Annotated in this window: 13 protein-coding genes, 2 tRNA genes and 1 pseudogene; 5 read left to right on the forward strand and 11 right to left on the reverse strand. The window is 56.9% G+C overall.

Going from position 1 to position 16,647, the window contains the following annotated elements; genetic code table 11:
- From J1C54_RS12115 to J1C54_RS12130, 4 genes and pseudogenes are all read right to left on the reverse strand, one after another.
- A partial coding sequence (locus tag J1C54_RS12115) for an Ig-like domain-containing protein (RefSeq protein ID WP_229148192.1) occupies positions 1–1,563 on the reverse strand: 1,563 nt, incomplete at its 3' end.
- Positions 1,564–1,625: 62 nt separating this feature from the next.
- Positions 1,626–1,859, reverse strand: a pseudogene (locus tag J1C54_RS12120) (IS3 family transposase); the annotation flags it as partial.
- A complete protein-coding gene (locus J1C54_RS12125; protein ID WP_370635654.1) occupies positions 1,838–4,552 on the reverse strand; it encodes a BspA family leucine-rich repeat surface protein in 2,715 nt (904 codons plus the stop codon). The pseudogene J1C54_RS12120 and the gene J1C54_RS12125, both read right to left, overlap by 22 nt.
- A 300-nt stretch (positions 4,553–4,852) precedes the next feature.
- On the reverse strand, positions 4,853–5,884 hold the full coding sequence (locus tag J1C54_RS12130; RefSeq protein ID WP_229148193.1) for an AraC family transcriptional regulator: 1,032 nt from the start codon (positions 5,882–5,884) through the stop codon (positions 4,853–4,855).
- A 99-nt stretch (positions 5,885–5,983) separates the two neighbouring features.
- Here J1C54_RS12130 and J1C54_RS12135 point away from each other — a divergent pair, with 99 nt between their 5' ends.
- Both J1C54_RS12135 and J1C54_RS12140 read left to right on the forward strand, forming a co-directional pair.
- Positions 5,984–6,880, forward strand: a complete 897-nt coding sequence (locus tag J1C54_RS12135; RefSeq protein ID WP_229148194.1) for a metal-dependent hydrolase — start codon at positions 5,984–5,986, stop codon at positions 6,878–6,880.
- A 91-nt stretch (positions 6,881–6,971) separates the two neighbouring features.
- Entirely contained in the window at positions 6,972–7,679 is a 708-nt protein-coding gene (locus J1C54_RS12140) for a hypothetical protein (protein ID WP_229148196.1), read from the forward strand.
- Positions 7,680–7,706: 27 nt separating this feature from the next.
- Here the strand turns inward: J1C54_RS12140 and J1C54_RS12145 are convergent, their stop codons facing one another.
- The 3 genes from J1C54_RS12145 to J1C54_RS12155 are packed head-to-tail and all read right to left on the reverse strand — an operon-like array spanning position 7,707 to position 11,301.
- Positions 7,707–9,386, reverse strand: coding sequence for an isovaleryl-CoA dehydrogenase (locus J1C54_RS12145; RefSeq protein ID WP_229148198.1), 1,680 nt, complete (start codon positions 9,384–9,386; stop codon positions 7,707–7,709).
- 29 nt (positions 9,387–9,415) lie between these two features.
- Positions 9,416–10,453: a fatty acid desaturase family protein gene (locus J1C54_RS12150; RefSeq protein ID WP_229148201.1), complete on the reverse strand. Its 1,038-nt coding sequence runs from the start codon at positions 10,451–10,453 to the stop codon at positions 9,416–9,418.
- An 8-nt stretch (positions 10,454–10,461) separates the two neighbouring features.
- Positions 10,462–11,301, reverse strand: coding sequence for a PaaX family transcriptional regulator C-terminal domain-containing protein (locus J1C54_RS12155; protein ID WP_229148203.1), 840 nt, complete (start codon positions 11,299–11,301; stop codon positions 10,462–10,464).
- Between the two features lie 92 nt (positions 11,302–11,393).
- On the opposite strand from J1C54_RS12155, the gene J1C54_RS12160 reads away from it, so the two are divergent.
- The 3 genes from J1C54_RS12160 (at position 11,394) to J1C54_RS12170 (ending at position 14,054) form a co-directional block, all read left to right on the forward strand.
- A complete protein-coding gene (locus tag J1C54_RS12160) occupies positions 11,394–12,176 on the forward strand; it encodes a crotonase/enoyl-CoA hydratase family protein (RefSeq protein WP_229148207.1) in 783 nt (260 codons plus the stop codon).
- Positions 12,177–12,204: 28 nt separating this feature from the next.
- Positions 12,205–13,119: a crotonase/enoyl-CoA hydratase family protein gene (locus J1C54_RS12165; RefSeq protein ID WP_229148209.1), complete on the forward strand. Its 915-nt coding sequence runs from the start codon at positions 12,205–12,207 to the stop codon at positions 13,117–13,119.
- Positions 13,120–13,211: 92 nt separating this feature from the next.
- Entirely contained in the window at positions 13,212–14,054 is an 843-nt protein-coding gene (locus J1C54_RS12170) for a MerR family transcriptional regulator (protein WP_229148212.1), read from the forward strand.
- A gap of 57 nt (positions 14,055–14,111) precedes the next feature.
- On the opposite strand, the gene mscL is transcribed toward J1C54_RS12170, so the two are convergent.
- From mscL to gltX, 4 genes are all read right to left on the reverse strand, one after another.
- On the reverse strand, positions 14,112–14,537 hold the full coding sequence (mscL, locus tag J1C54_RS12175) for a large conductance mechanosensitive channel protein MscL (RefSeq protein WP_229148215.1): 426 nt from the start codon (positions 14,535–14,537) through the stop codon (positions 14,112–14,114).
- Positions 14,538–14,705: 168 nt separating this feature from the next.
- Positions 14,706–14,781, reverse strand: a tRNA-Glu gene (locus J1C54_RS12180).
- Positions 14,782–14,834: 53 nt separating this feature from the next.
- Positions 14,835–14,910: transfer RNA gene (locus J1C54_RS12185), tRNA-Ala, on the reverse strand.
- A gap of 87 nt (positions 14,911–14,997) precedes the next feature.
- A complete protein-coding gene (gene gltX, locus J1C54_RS12190; RefSeq protein WP_229148219.1) occupies positions 14,998–16,509 on the reverse strand; it encodes a glutamate--tRNA ligase in 1,512 nt (503 codons plus the stop codon).
- Between the last annotated feature and the right edge of the window lie 138 nt (positions 16,510–16,647).

Here is a 16,647-nt window from a genome sequence, read left to right on the forward strand (position 1 = left end):
AAGGTCGCAAGTGATGCCGTCCAGGCACCGGACCTCATACTTCCCCTGCCCGTGCAGTGGCGCCTGGCCGTCGCTTGTGCCAAAGAAGATATTAGCGCCATCGCTTGTCAACCACGGGTAGGTTGCGGACAAGTTAGCACCGTCCGGTATCAGAGTGCCGTCCGGGTATGTCCATGGATAGCGGGCGACACCCCAGTGATTCCTGATAAGCGGGTCGTAAGGTATATGAGATATCGGATAGACAGCGTCGAATGCGGCGGGATCGCAAGGTGGCGACGAGGGATCATAGGCGCTGTAGACACTGTCATATTTACCCTCAATCAGCCGGCCATCCTCGGCTCGATATGAAAGTTCTGCACCCGATACCCGGCCGACCATGAAATGGCCGTCACCGCTGATCATCGTCTCAAGTAACACCTTAATGCCAGGCCAGACGGCGCCTCTTTTCGGTTCGCCCGTGCGTATATCAGCAATGGCTGCATCAACTGTCTTGGGATTGCTTACTTCGACCGTCACGTCGGTGCCCCAGATTTCAAGCTGAGCATCCTCGGCGTTGTAGAAAGGGGTAATGACCGAGAAGTGATGGCAGTCGTTCTTGCCACCTTGTCCGCAGGTCGTCATGGGCTTGCCCGGATCATTGCAGATAGCCGAGTGCAAAGACTCTGACTCGCCTGCGGCTTCTGACGCTACGAACCGATGCCTGGGCAGGGCGTAACTGTCTCGATTGGCTACGATGTCCATGCCGGCGCCGTTGGTGGCGCTGCCGGGCGGCGAGGAAAGGAAAGAAGTGTTGATTCGCTTTGGCTCAAACAGGAAAAACCGGAACACTTCTGCTGTCGGGTCTTTGGTGCGGGTTCGCGTCTGCATCGCAATCCGGCCGTCGGCCGTGGTCCGATAGGGTGGAATATGGGGGCGAGTGAAATAGCCCTCGTCGCGGGTATTGCTGTCCGGATCGGTGCGGGCACCGTCGCCTACTTCCACGAGGTGAATGTCCCGTTTGATTGCAGGCGCCAAAGGCAGCGCCCGCTGGTCATCCGCTTCAGTGCCAACGCTGCCGTCAGTGCAGCTTCGATCCAGAGATGGGTTTTCATCGCAGGTTTTGATGACGGGCGGCGGCGGGGGCGCGACGCTTAGCGAAAGCACGGCGCGGCTTTCAGCGCCCTGATTATCCTGCGCCACGGCGACCAATTCATAATTGCCCTCGGCAACGTTTCTCAGGAGCGCATCGTGACTGCCGCCGGGTGCACCCCATTCAAAAGGGGGCCCTGTGAGCTCGCGTAGGACAGTGCCATCAACATACAGGATGACGCTGGCGATGGAGCCATCCTTGTCGACCGCTCCAGTGACGACATGGATATCGTCCCCAGCATTCAGGCGTGCGCCTGACAACGGCATGGTGAATGTGACTTCGGGGGCCATGTTGGCGGGCGTTTCGGTGCCACCGCCTGGATTCCCGCCAGAAACCAAGCCTTCATCATTGCCACTGCCACTGCCACTGCCACCGCCGCAGGCGTTAAGGAGCGTAAACAAACCAATCATCCAATAGCGAGAAAGAAATAGCACAGCGTTCCCCTGGTCTGGTTCGGCCGCCGCGGCCACGGGTTCTACCCCGTTTCCACGGACGGTTACAAAAGAGCTGAAAACTTCTGACCCTGCGCAGCACCTCTTCGGCGCATCCTGGGACTAAGGAACCGTTCGATGTAATCGAACAAGTCCACCCTGGCCTTGTCACGGGTGCGGTACCGGCGATGGCCCACACGGTCAAGTTTGAGCACCCGGAAGAACTCCTCACAGGCTGCGTTGTCGCCGCAGTGGCCCACCGCGCTCATGCTGCTGACTAACTGCTTCGAGCTGAGGTAGTGAGTTTATACAATGTTTGCTCGGCATTGGGTTCCAGAGCGCTTATATCCACGCCGCCGCCAACATACGAGTTATTGGCAAAAGCCTGGCTGGAAGAAGCGGCACCCAGCATGACAAGCACTACCGGACGCAGCGTTCGCACGCCTGATTTACGGCATGCAATCAAGGCTGAGATCACCGACAGCCAGACCAGACCGAACGAACCAACACCCGTTTCAGACACAACGATGTCTTTACTCTGCTTGTTTACACCATCGATAAGCGCCTGAAGCTCTTCCAGGCTATCAAGCGAGCCGCCAGAGGCTGCGATGGCCTGCTGATAGTAGGCCAGCTGCCTTGCATCAACACGCTCAAGACCCACGATGCCATTCAGAACATCGATGGTGATGTCACTCGCGTCATTGCTTCCAGCCGCCGCACTGATGCCGGCCAACAGTTCATCACTACAGTCACGCACCGCGCCCTCAATCATCCAGCCATAGGTTTCGCTCAATACACTCAGGGCGCCTTCCGCATCGCAGTAGCTCAGACCTGATGCGCCCAGCCTTGCGCCCGGCACCAGATCCAGGGCTGCCCAGGCAGTGAGCATGTTCTCGAAGCTTTCATCGCTGATTGCGCTATTGGAAAGCATGTCATACATAGTCATCGCACCTGAGACGTTCCAGCTGCTGAGATCGCCAGCAAAGCTGCTCGCCCCGGAAAACGCACTCGAAAGATCTTGCACATTAGAAACGTTCCAGCGACTTACATCACCGTTAAAGCTTTCGGCCCCCCTGAACATGGCGTTCATATCGGTGACCTCTGACACATTCCAGCCACTCACATCACCGTTAAAGCTTTCCGCTCCCCTGAACATGGCGTTCATATCGGTGACCTGTGACACATTCCAGCCGCTCACGTCACCGTTGAAGCTGGCAGCATCCCTGAACATCTGATTCATGGTTGTCACTTGCGAGACATTCCAGCCACTCAGGTCACTGTTAAAGCTGGCAGCTCCGCTGAATATTTCAGTCATGTCGGTAACCTGGGACATATCCCAAGCGCTCACATCACTGTTGAAGCTTGTGGCACCCTGGAACATCGCATTCATGTTCGTCACTTGGGACACATCCCAGCCACTCAGGTCACTGTTAAAGCTGGCAGCGCCGCTAAACATTGCAGTCATGTCCGTAACCTGGGACATATCCCAAGCGCTCACATCACCGTTAAAGCTTGACGCACCGTTGAACATATAGGCCGTATTCGTAACCTGGGACGTGTGCCAGGTGCTCACATCACCGTTGAAGCTCGTGGCACCCTGGAACATCCCATTCATGTTTGTGACCTGAGAAACATCCCAGCCGCTCAGGTCACTGTTGAAGCTGGCAGCGCCACTGAACATTTCAGTCATGTCCGTCACTTGGGACATGTCCCAGCTGCTGACATCACTGTTGAAGCTTGACGCACCGTTAAACATATAGGCCGTATTCGCAACCTGGGATGTGTCCCAGGCGCTCACATCACCGTTGAAGCTCGTGGCATCCCGGAACATCCCATTCATGTTCGTGACCTGAGAAACATCCCAGCCGCTCAAGTCACTGGTAAAGCTTGACGCACCTCCGAACATATTGCTGGTATCTGTTACCTGGGACACATCCCAGCCGCTCAGGTCACTGTTAAAGCTTGGCAAACCGTAGAGCATATAGGCTGTATTGTTTACCTGAGACATGTCCCAGCCACTCAGATCACTGTTAAAGCTGGGTGCATTGGCGAACATTCCAGTCATTTCCGTAACCTGAGAAACGTCCCAGCTGCTGAGATCACTGTTAAAGCTTGACGCAAGGTTAAACATATAGGCAGTAGTCGTAACCCGGGAAATGTCCCAGCCACTCAGATCACTGTTAAAGCTGGTTGCCCCACCGAACATCACGCGCATGGTAGTCACTTTCGACACATCCCAGCCACTCAGATCGCCGTTAAAGCTGCTGGCAGATTTAAACATCTCAGCCATGTTCGTCACATTCGAGACATCCCAGGCACTGACGTCACCGTTGAAGTTCTTTGCTGTATGGAACATCGAATTCATGGTAGCCACGTGGGATACATCCCAAGCATTCAAATCTGCGTTAAAATTCTCAGCACCGTAGAACATTTGAGACATGTTCGCTACCTGTGACACATCCCATAGGGCGATGCTGACATTAAAATCACCGTGCACGTCTCTAAACGCAGCCCGCAGAGACGTAACTGCGGCAAGGCCTGGGACGTCTATTGCATTCATGCTCATATTGCTACAACCATAAAATGCGTGGTGAAAACTTGACCAATCTGACGTTCCCCACTGATCAACAGAGCGGATCTTCAGCTTGTCCCCGCCATTATTAAAATAGATTCTGAGTGTGGCGGAGGTCGTGGGCATAATGCGCACGGAATAAACACCCGGGTTGGCATAGGTGTGTGAAGGCGCGACACCAGCACTGACTGATTCAATGGCTGATCCATCGCCCCAATCAACGTCAAAATCAGCAAGGGAGTACTGCATGGGAATGGTGATGCTTTCGCTGGCCAAGGTGGTTTCCCACGTGGTCACGAAATCATCCGCGAATGCAGCAAATGCCTTCGACGAACACAGCACCATTAGTAAGTTGATCAAGGCGACCCGAAAAACGTTCGGATAGCCTTGCCTGATTATTGGTCGAATGTAGCGAGACATTGTGTGTGAACTCAAGGAAGGGACATTTTGGCAATTGTGTCACAGTTCACACCGCCCGGAAGTGTCGGGGCGCAATATGTCCAGACATGCAGGGTATTTGTCTATTGCTGCATGCTCCGATAGCTATGGATCGGTAGTGTCAGGGAGGGTTATCACCGCGGCCGGCTGTTTAGTAACGAAGGAAATGATCTGGGATAAGCGCCGCTAGAGTTGGCACAAAACGTAACCGGAGATAGCACATCGAACTGAGCGGGTTTTGCTTTTTGCTATCGCCGCCGCACTCACCCACCTTCTTGATCTTCACGACTTACGGTGTTGCTGACGGTATTCTCTTGGCGACTCGCCAGTCCATCGGCGGAACGCACGGGCAAAATTTGACGGGTCGCTATAACCCAGCACAGCGGCGATGTCGTCCACCGAGCGCTGACTATGCAACAGGTAATGCACAGCCAGCCGCCTACGCATTTGCTCGATCAGACTCTGATAACTGGTGCCGGCCTGCTGCAGCCTGCGCCGCAGGGTTCTCGTGGTCAGGTGTAATTCGCCTGCAACCTTCTCGAGGGAGTTTTCATCCGTCAGGTGGCGCCGGGCAATATCCCGTACCCGGCTAACGATATCGTTACTTTCACCAGCCTGGCGTAACTCCTCTTCACAACGGGCCGCCGCTAATGCGGCAAGCGTAGGGTCTGCTGTGCTAATGCTCATATCCAGCAATGCCGCCGGGAACTGCAGCTGCATCCAGGCGCGGCCAAATTGAAGATTCAGCCCGGTTTTCTTGCGCCAGCCCTGATGGTGTTGCTGCTCGGCATAGGGCAGGCAGAGGGTAACTCGGTGCGCCAACATGACGCCAAACATCTGCTGGCCAATGGCGAGAATCGATGTGATCACCGCATCCGCCACTATCTGGGTCAGGTCGCCAAGGTCGTAGCGCTCTTCCAACACCAGTGCAGCGCGCTTGCCATCACGCTCGATGCGAATATCGAACAAACTGGTTCGGGTGCGCAGGAATCTTACCGCCAGATCGAAGGCCTCGCCGAGATTGCGGCTGGACTGGAAAGCATAGCCAAGAAAGCCGTGGCTACCGATGTTGAGCGGCGCGCCGAGCCGAACGCCGAGATCCGGCGACGGATCAATCGCCCTGACATTACGTAGCAACTGCAGAGTGGCCGCCAATGACATGCGCCGGCCCGGTTCCTGTAATTGCGCGCGGGTCAGCCCGGTGCCGGCCAGCACGATATCTTCAGCAACCCCTTTTTCACCCAGCAGGCCACAGAGCAGATCACCGTAATGCGCGAGCAGCACGCCCTCCGGGGCGGCAATGGCTACTGTCATGCTGGCCTCCAATGACCGATTTATGGCTGAAGATAACCTTCTTGTCGTAGATGGCACAAGTAACATCAGTGAATGTCGATTTGATTCGCAGGAGGTTGTATGAACGCTGTCTCTGCTCCCGCTAGCAATGTCCGCCGTCTTGCCGGTGCCAGCGTCGGCATCCCGCCACGTCATCTGGATTTCAGGATCCCCGAGGCGCCGCGCTATTTCCTCGCCGACAACGCCACTGCCACTACCTTTATCGCCGTGCTGTCGGCGTTCTTTCCTCCGGGCGAGCGCTTCTTCATGGAATCGGTGCGTCACTTCCGCAAGAACATTACTGATCCGGTTCTGAAAGCGGAAGTGGCCGGCTTTATGGGACAGGAAGCCATTCATGGCCGCGAGCACGAGCGCCTGAATGAGCTACTGATGGAACGGGGCATCAATACCAAAGTACCGGAAGCCGCCGTCAAGGTGGCGTTGAAAGTGCTGGAGCAGTTTTCGCCGAGCCAGCAGCTCGCCTGTACCACCTTTATGGAGCACTTCACTGCTCTGGTTGGCGAACAGCTGCTGACGGACAAGCGCTTTCAGGAAAGTGCCCATGGCGAAATGCTGCAGCTGTGGCTGTGGCATGCCCTCGAAGAGCTTGAGCACAAATCGGTGGCTTACGACGTTTACGAGACCATCGGCAATAGCCGTGCCGAACGCGTGCTTGCTTTCCCGCTGGTCACCATGGTCATGCTGCCGGCGATCTTCAGCAGCTGGGGCTACCTGCTGGCAAAGGAAGGCAAACTGTTCGATCGCCGGGACCTGCGCAAGGGGCTGAGTCTGATTCTTGGCGGCCGGCGCGGTTTGATCAGCCGCATCCTGCCGAAGATGAGACAGTTTGCGCGCAAGGATTACCACCCTAACAAGAAGGACACCAAGGCACTGGAGGCGCAGTGGCGCGAAAAACTGTTTGGTGAGAACGGCACCCTGCGAGATCAGGTCAGCAACCTGCAATCGCTGATCCACTGACAACATCGCTCGAATAGAGCGCGACCAGATTGCGCGTCGCACACGCGGGTTCAACAGCACTCTGTTGAACCTCTTTTTTTAGGAGAAGAGTATGCCAGTTCAGGGTCCGTTTATCGCCACACCACTGCAGGAACATATCCCCGGTGAGCTTGCCTCATTGGTTCATCGCACCAGTGGCAAGATCACTGATCGCGACAAGAAGCTGGGCATTGATCTGCTGGTGGATGCCTACTGCGATGTGGTGGATCACACCCTGATCGGGTTGCTGGATGAAATTGGCCGCAGCCATGACTCGTCGCAGCTTGGACAAGCCCGCCGGGTCGCCAATGACGTCAAGGACAAGGCACGCCATTACGTCGGCTGGGCCGGCGGACTGATTGCCAGCCACCGACTACCCCCGGTTATCCATCACTTTAATGGACTGGTTCACCAGATTGATCTGGGCAGCGGTGACCGCTCCCATGCCGTGCTGCCAGTATCCGTACCGCTGGCGACCCGAGCGGATACGGTACTCGCAACCTTGCGTGATGGCAGCGCCAAAGACCTGCAGGAGGGAGTTCGGTTACTGAGCACAATCGTCGACGAGCTGATGATTCCGCTCGCCATCGAACCGAAGAACCTGCTGGATTTCAATTTTCTGGTCAGCAAGCCACTGGATGGCGCCATCAGTCTGGTGCGCACCTTAATCCATCGCATGCTGGCCCGCTTTGGCGAGCAACTGACACCGGAACTGTACCCGGTGGTGGCGTTGCATCTGGAGAAATTCCTGATTCTCGAACACAAAACCAACGCCGCATAAAGCGGCGTCAGGGATCTTTGTCAGCGCTCAGGCCCTTGGAGTTGCCCGCTCAATAATCACCGCACAGTCAACGCCTCGGGGCAAGGCGCCGTAGTTGTGATGCCCGGCACCAGCCAAACGCGAAACACAGAAGCCATCAGCGATGCTCTGGGGAGAATTCTGCACCAGCAATGCGCCCTGCAGGGCCAAGGCCATTCGGTCAACCACATCACGGGCACGGTATTCCAGATCCGACAAATCCGCGAACTCGCTTTTCAGCGCATTGACATGCTTATCAAGATGACTATTACCGCCCCTGGCCCTGGCTAGCTCGGCAAAAAAGGCATCAACGACAGCAGGTGTTTTCTGCATGGCACGTAACACATCGAGACACTGGACATTGCCACTGCCTTCCCAGATCGCATTGACCGGTGCTTCCCGATACAGCCGCGGCATCATGCTGTCTTCCATCACGCCACTGCCACCGATGCACTCCATGGCTTCATAGGTAAAGTTCGGCGTGCGCTTGCAGATCCAGTACTTGCCGACCGCAACACCAAGGCGCATCAACAGGGATTCATGCTCGTCATCAAGGCTGTCCAGTGACCGCGCCATGCGCATGCCGGTGACCAGTGCCGCTTCACTTTCGATGGCCATATCTGCGAGCACGTTCTGCATCAGCGGTTGCTGATTCAGGACATTGCCAAAGGCATGGCGAATGGAGGTGTGATGCAATGCCTGGGACGCCGCCATGCGCATGGTGGCGGCGGAGCCGATCATACAATCGAACCGGGTCAGGCTGACCATTTCGATAATGGTGCGCACGCCGCGTCCTTCCTCGCCGACCAGCCAGCCCATGGCGCCACGGAATTCGACTTCGCTGGAGGCATTGGAAGCATTACTCAATTTTTTCTTCAGCCGCAGTACCTGAAGTGGATTCTTGCTGCCATCCGGACGCCAGCGCGGCACCAGAAAGCAACCCAGTCCGGCCTCGGTTTGCGCCAGTACCAGAAAAGCATCACACATCGGCGCGGACAGGAAAAACTTGTGGCCCACCAGCTCATACACTTCACCGGCACCACGGGCAGCCACCGGATAAGCACGGGTGGTATTGGCACGGACATCGGAGCCGCCCTGCTTCTCGGTCATGCCCATACCAATGGTGACACCCTGCTTCTGGCTGTCCGGCACATTGCGCGGGTCATACAGGCGCGAAGTGATCTTCGGCTCCCAGTACTCGGCAAGCTTTGGCGTGGTGCGGATCGACGGAATCGCCGCAAAGGTCATGGTGATCGGACAACCGTGGCCGGCCTCGACCTGCGACTGCATGTAGGTATGCGCCGCGCGGGCGACATGGGCGCCGGCTTTCGGGTCGGTCCACGGCGATGAGTGCAGACCGTTCTCGATCGCCGTCTGCATCAGGGTGTGATAGCTGCCGTGATACTTGACCAGATCGACCCGATTACCGAAACGATCATGGGTATCGTATTCCGGCAGGTATTTATTGGCCTGAAAACCCAGCTCCAGATAGTCGGCACTGCCGGTCAGTGCACCAAAGGATTGCAGGGAAGATTCGGCCCAGCCGGCGCCTTCGCGCTGCACTGCTTCCTGCAGGGCGCGGTCCTGAGCGTAAAGGTTATAGTTCGTCAGTTCGCGCGAGACATTCTCGACCTGATGCGTGTCCGCCATAAACAGGCTGCTGTGACGATCATTTTTCGGTGCATTCATGCTCAGTCCCTCCTCTCATGCCGCTGATATCAGTGTGCAGCGGATGAAACAATGCGTAGCACATCTAAATAGCCGGGCGGCGGTGGCACTTCCTGACGCTCGCGCAGCAACTTATGCATGTGCCGCAAGCGAAACCACGGCACCGATGCCATCACATGGTGCTCGATGTGATAGTGGACTCGTAATGGCGCGACAAAGGCCCGCGCCAGCCAGCCGGCGCGGGTGGTACGGGTATTACGGAACATGTCGGCGCTACGTTCGGTGCAGGCATGCTCGGCGAGCGAACGGATACGCAGAAAAAACGGAAACGGGGTGACATAGGACAGCACCCAGAACAGGTATAACCAGGCATGGCCAGTCAATGCCAGCAGCGAGAAAATCACTGCATTAGTGATCAGCATCGGCAGCATATTGCGCAGCAACAAAGCGAGGTGCTGGTACCAGTGTTTACCGTCACGCGGCAGCCAGACCACGTCATTGGCCACGGTCCACTTCAGCAAGCCGGCATCCTGCAACAGCCGGCCAAACAGGAACTTCAGCCCGGTCAGCCCGGACAGGTCGCGGGCAAACTTGCGCAACAGTGAACCACGGCTGGTCGGAAACGGGGCGATCAGGGAAATATCGGTGTCCTCATCGCTGCCGGTACGGGTGTGATGCACCAGATGATGGACCCGATACTTGTGCAGGTCATTCCAGATCGGTCGGGCGCAAAGCCAGTCACTCAGGACATCGTTCAGCCACCGGGTTTTGAACAGAGTCCCGTGCGAAGCATCGTGCATCAGAATTGCCAGACATAACTGACGACCGGCGATCACCGCCATGGCCAGCAAGAAGACTGGCAACGCAATCCACCACGTCCGGGTACTGGCCCAGACCATCAACACAAACGACAACGCGATAATTCCCCAGGTAGAGATAATCGCCCAGGCACCCATCAGATCGGAGCGCGCGGTCAGCACCCGGATCTCATCGCGACTGAAAATATCGGTGACCCGGCGACGAGTCACCGCGCTGTGACTAAAAACATCCTCGTTACTGATTTCGGCGGGGTTGGCTTGCATATTCATCACGTCACTCACTGCAGGGCTTGCCCGGGCCGGCGGTCTTCCGGCGCCAGAGCGTATTGCTGATAAAGACGCTGCCACAGGGCGTAGCCGGCGCGGTCGAATTTTTTTACGGTATTGACGAACGCATGGCGTGCCTGCGCATCCACCAATGGCGCTGGCAGCAACGGATCAAATACGATCTGCCGGATCGCCCGACCTCCCAGAAGAAAGGATTCCCGTGCGGCATCTTCCAGTTCCAGCTGATCCGCTTTTTCCAGCCAGCGCTCAAGTTGCTCGCGCTGCCGCAGATATCGCTGATTCAGTGCTTCGCTATCCCACAGGGTACGCAACCGCCCTTCCCTTTCCGCGTCAAAATCGCTGGCAATGAACACCGCCGCTTCAGATTCCAGACCCAGCGCATAGAGACGGCGACGAATCGCATCGGCGCCGCCGATAAGATTGTCCGGACGGACAAACAAATCCCGCTCCAACTCGCGCAGACCAAGCATTTCCAGCGCCCGCTGGCGACGGCGCAGCGCAGTGCGGTCAGTACGACCAAGCGGCCCGCAGTGAACCATCACATAGCGGCCGGTCCACTGCGCCAGCCGCGCTTCGGCATCGCGCCAGGTCGCGACGTCGCCGGCCAGCACCGTGGCGGCTTCGCCCAACTGGTAGCTGCCTCGCTCCCCGGAAGCGATCAGTCCGGCGGCAGACAAGCGCGCCAGCGCTACCCGGGCATTGTTTTCGGTAATTCCGAACAGCCGGCAGGCGGCAACAATCTGCCGGCTGGAAAGGGCCTCGCCCTCCTCCTCTGCCTGCAACAGGCCCATGACAATCTGCCGGGCATTCGGCGCCCCTTCACGACTCATTACGTATTCCTGCAGATAATGTTGACTCAATGAAACATTACTAATAATGTCAATGTCAACACTATTTAGTAATCATTCCACCGGAGACCGCCATGACCCCGCCCGTTGTGCTGATCGAGCGCCGTCCGCCACTGGTCCACATCCGCATTAACCGGCCTGAAGCACGCAACGCGGTAGACGGCGCCACCGCTGCGGCGCTGGTGGATGCATTTCGCCAGTTTCAACAGGATGAAGCATTAAGCGTTGCCATCCTCAGCGGCAATGGTGAGCACTTCTGCGCCGGAGCGGACTTGAAGGCCGTAGCCAGCGGCACGGGCGGCAACCGCATTGCCGCAGAGGGTGACGGCCCCATGGGGCCGACCCGCATGCAACTGTCCAAGCCGGTCATCGCTGCGGTATCCGGTTACTGCGTCGCCGGGGGCATTGAACTGGCTGCCTGGTGTGATCTGCGGGTGGCCGATCACACCGCCGTGTTTGGAGTGTTCTGCCGTCGCTTTGGTGTACCACTTATCGATGGCGGGACAGTACGCCTGCCACGGCTGATTGGCATGAGTCGGGCCATGGATCTGATCCTCACTGGCCGCCCCGTGAGTGCTGATGAAGCGCTGCAAATGGGGTTAGCCAATCGGGTGGTTGCGGCCGGCAAAGCTATCGAAGCCGCCGAGCATTTAGCGCTGCAACTGGCCGGCTTTCCACAACAGTGCCTGCGCGGTGATCGGCAAAGCGCATACCAGCAATGGGGCATGGATGAAGTTGACGCCATCGCCAACGAATTTCGTCATGGCCTCACCACCCTGCAATCTGGCGAAACGCTGTCCGGCGCCGCACGCTTCCGCGATGGTAGCGGCCGCCATGGCGACTTCTCTGATCACTGACACTTCACTGCCAGCACAAGGAAACTTTATGCAAACCCTGACCAGCATGACCTATGAGGTTACCGGCAAGATCGCCCGCATAACCCTGAATCGTCCCAGCCGTGGTAACGGCATCACCATGCAGATGCCGCAGGAACTGGCTGCCTGTGTCGAAAAAGCCAATCTCGATCCGCAGGTGCATGTGATTGCCCTCAGCGGCAACGGCAGCGGCTTCTGCGGTGGCTACGATCTGGTAGAAAGCGCAGAGGGCATGCTCAAGGGGGAGGCCGATCCGTCGCGATCGAAGGGCTCGCCGCTTGATCCCATGGTGCAGATGCAGAACCACATGCCGAACACTGCCTGGGACCCGATGATCGACTACGCCATGATGAGCCGGAACGTGAAGGGCTTTATGAGCCTGTTCCATTCTGACAAACCAGTAGTGTGCAAGGTGCATGGCTTTTGTGTTGCCGGCGGCACGGATATGGCACTGTGCTCGGACTTGCTGGTGATCGCCGAGGACGCCAAGATCGGTTATCCACCGGCTCGGGTCTGGGGCTCGCCCACCACCTCAATCTGGTTTCATCGCATCGGACTGGAAAAAGCCAAGCGGCTGCTTTTTACCGGTGACTGCCTGACAGGAAAACAGGCACTGGAATGGGGCATGGCCACCGAGTGCGCGCCGGCGGATCAGCTTGATGAACGTTTTGAAGCTTTGCTCAATCGTATCGCCCTGATGCCGATCAATCAGCTAATGATGATGAAACTGCTACTAAACCAGTCAGTCATGCAGCAGGGGCTGCACACCACCCAGATACTCGGCACCGTGTTTGACGGCATCACCCGTCACACGAAGGAAGGCTATGCCTTTCAGCAACGCTCTGCCGAGGTTGGCTTCAAGCAGGCGGTAAGGGAGCGCGACGAGCCATTCGGCGATTACGGGCTGAGCAATTTTCGCAACTGAACGTTGCTACGGCCCCGGGGCGAGCTGCATAGAGGATATCAGGGAGTAAACAGAAACTGGCGCATCCGTACCAACCTGCTAAGATTCGCCCCATGACTGCGACCAAGAAGAATCATCCCCTGACCATGCTCCGGCAACTCGGCAAGCGCGTCCTGCCTTCAGACAGGAAAGCGCCGGGCGCCCACGAGTACACCATTGACGAGCTGGCCCGTCTGGCCGATACCACGGTGCGCAATGTCCGCGCCTATCAGGATCGGGGCCTGCTGCCGCCGCCGGAAAAGCGTGGCCGCACCGGTATCTATTCCGACGTGCACATGGCCAGGCTGCGGATCATCAGCAAGTTGCTGGAGCGTGGTTACACCATAGCCAATATCAAGGACCTGCTCGCTGCCTGGGAACAGGGACGCGACCTGAACGACATTCTGGGCCTGGAAGTGGCGGTCACCAGCCCATGGGCAGAAGAGGCCGCTTCCTATGTGGACTATGAGGATCTGCTCAGATGGTTCGGCGAGCAGATCACCCCGGATGTGTTGCAGAAAATCATTGCACTGGACTACGTCCGACCAGAAGGCGATCGTTTGCGGGTACCCAGCCCACGGATTCTTAATGCCGGCATTGAACTGGTTGATGCCGGCATTCCTCTGGAAGCGCTACTCGACGAGGTCAATTCCGTGCGCGGTCAGGTGGACATGATTGCCGACGGTTTCGTTCGGCTTGTGGTCACCCACCTGATTGATGCCAAGTATGGTGACAAGGGACTGCCAGAAGGTGAGGATGTGGCCAACCTGGCCGAGTTCATTACTCGGGTAAGACCCATTGCCGATATGGTAGTAAGCGGCGAGCTGGCCCGCATTCTGGACAAGGCCATCAACAAGGTACTGATGGATCGTCTGGCCAATGTGCTGGAACACCTGGAAACTCGCACTCCAGGATAACCTGTTAAAACAAAAAAGCCGCCTGACTAAGGCGGCTTTTTTGTTTTAACAGGGCAACTACTTCTTCAGACTATCGCGAATTTCCCGCAACAGAACAATGTCCTCCGGGGGAGCAGCCGGTGCCGGCGGTGGTGCTGCCTCTTCCTGACGCTTTAGCCTGTTAATGCTTTTGACTAGCAAGAAAACGGCAAACGCAACAATCACAAAACTGATTACATTGTTGATGAACAGACCGTAGTTGATGGTCACCGCGCCCGCTGCTGCTGCGTCTGCCAGAGTCACGAGGTCACCCTCACCCTTCAGCACCACAAACAGGTCAGTAAAATCTACCCCACCAAGCATCAAGCCAATCGGCGGCATAATGACATCGGAAACCAGACTTTTCACAATGGTCCCGAAAGCACCGCCGATAATAATACCAACCGCCATATCCACCACATTGCCCTTAACGGCAAATTCCTTGAACTCCTTGACCATTCCCATAGCGCTCTCCCTTGGACTCCAGCGCGGGACCGCCCCGCGTGCCGCCAAGCATAGAAGGAAATCCGGATTGCGCCCAGAAGAAATTCTCCCCACCCCATGAAGGCTCGCTTCAAACCTCTGAAAGTCGGTCAAAAAAAAGCCCGGCTCTTATGAGCCGGGCTTTTTGGTTGGCGTCCCCTAGGGGATTCGAACCCCTGTTACCGCCGTGAAAGGGCGGTGTCCTGGGCCTCTAGACGAAGGGGACTTAAACCTTCTTGAAGCGTGTGCGTGTTGCCCAGGATATTCGGTAGATCTATTTGGTGGAGCCAGGCGGGATCGAACCGCCGACCTCTACAATGCCATTGTAGCGCTCTCCCAGCTGAGCTATGGCCCCATATGCTGGCACCGGGCTGGCGCCCCGTGTGAGGCGCGCATTGTAGCAGTGATCAGGGGGCTGTCAAGCACGGCACCGACTGATTGATCACTCTGTGTCCGCCCCATCCAACGGCAGACCCTGCTCAATACGCTGCCAGTTCTTTTCCAGCTTTTTGGCCTGCTTTTTTGACACTCCGCCCAGCACCTCAATGGCCTGACGAATGCGTGCCCGGGACAGATCCGAGCCGATAATCTCCATACTGTCTACCACCGAGAAGCTGGCGGTAGTACCTGCAATGGCAACGAACACCGGGTGCAATACATCCTTGACCTTGACGCCCGTCGCCGCTGCAATACGCTGCGCCTCAGCAAAGATCGCGTCACGGTTCCAGTGGCGCAGAGTCTCCAGCGCCCAAAGAAAATACTGCAACCACTCACGCATCTGATCGTGGCTAAACTTGTCATGGTCAAAAGCAGAGGCATTTACCGGCGGCACCCCGGTAAAGCAGAAACTGCCACGCTCTGCCACCTGACTCAGGGTTTCCACCCGACCGCGCAGATGTGGCAGTACCTGCATCACATAGTCCCGATTAAACGCCCATTCCATCAGGGTGCTGAGAAACGCCTCATCATCCAGTTCACGCAGCCACAGACCGTTAAGCCACGACAGCTTCTCTACATCAAATACCGGGCCGCCAAGCGAGACACGGCTGATATCGAAGCTGGCAATCATCTGCTCGAGGGAGAACTTTTCACTCTCATCCGGCATGGACCAACCCATGCGACCAAGATAGTTGGTCAGCCCTTGCGGCAGATAGCCCATGCGCCGGTAGAAGTTGATGCTGGTCGGGTTCTTGCGCTTCGACAGCTTTGACTTGTCCGGGTTGCGTAGCAACGGCATATGACATAACACCGGCATCTGCCAACCAAAGTACTCATATAAAAGCTTGTGTTTGGGGGCGGAATTGATCCATTCCTCACCGCGAATCACATGGCTGATTTCCATCAAATGATCGTCAACCACATTAGCCAAATGATAGGTCGGCATACCGTCTGACTTAAGTAGAATCTGGGCATCCACCTGGGCCCAGTCCAGCTCCAGATTACCGCGCAACAGATCGCTAATATCGCAGCGACCTTCCTCAGGCACTCGCATACGGATCACATAGGAAGCTCCGGCAGCATGACGGCGCTCTACCTCATCCGCAGGCAGCTCCAGATCAGACGGCTTCAAGGCACGCTGCACCCCGCGGGCCTTGAGGTCCTCGCGAAGGGCATCCAGCTCCTCGCCGGTGCGGTAGCAACGAAACGCATGGCCTTTCTCTACCAGCTCTTCAGCATAGCGGCTATAGATCGCGCCACGCTCACTCTGTCGATAGGGTGCATGCGGCCCACCGATATCCGGGCCTTCGTCCCACTCAAGTCCCAGCCAGCGCATTGAATCGAAAATCATCTGCTCGGATTCAGCCGTGGAGCGTGTCTGATCGGTGTCCTCAATGCGCAAAATGAACTGACCGCCATGCTGGCGGGCAAAACACATATTAAACAATGCGATATAGGCAGTGCCCACATGCGGATCACCAGTGGGCGACGGGGCAACTCGGGTACGTACGGTCATGACCACTCCTGCAGCGGAAATCCGATGGCTGCTGGCAGAAAGAACTGCCAGAACCATGTCTGAAGGCGCGCATTATACGCACTTGTACGGGCAATGGCGTTTCTCTCACCGGCGGGATGCATTCGCACAAGCAAAAAA

It is taken from the genome of Alcanivorax sp. 1008, assembly GCF_020667895.1.
In the GTDB taxonomy this organism is placed as follows: Bacteria; Pseudomonadota; Gammaproteobacteria; order Pseudomonadales; family Alcanivoracaceae; genus PGZG01.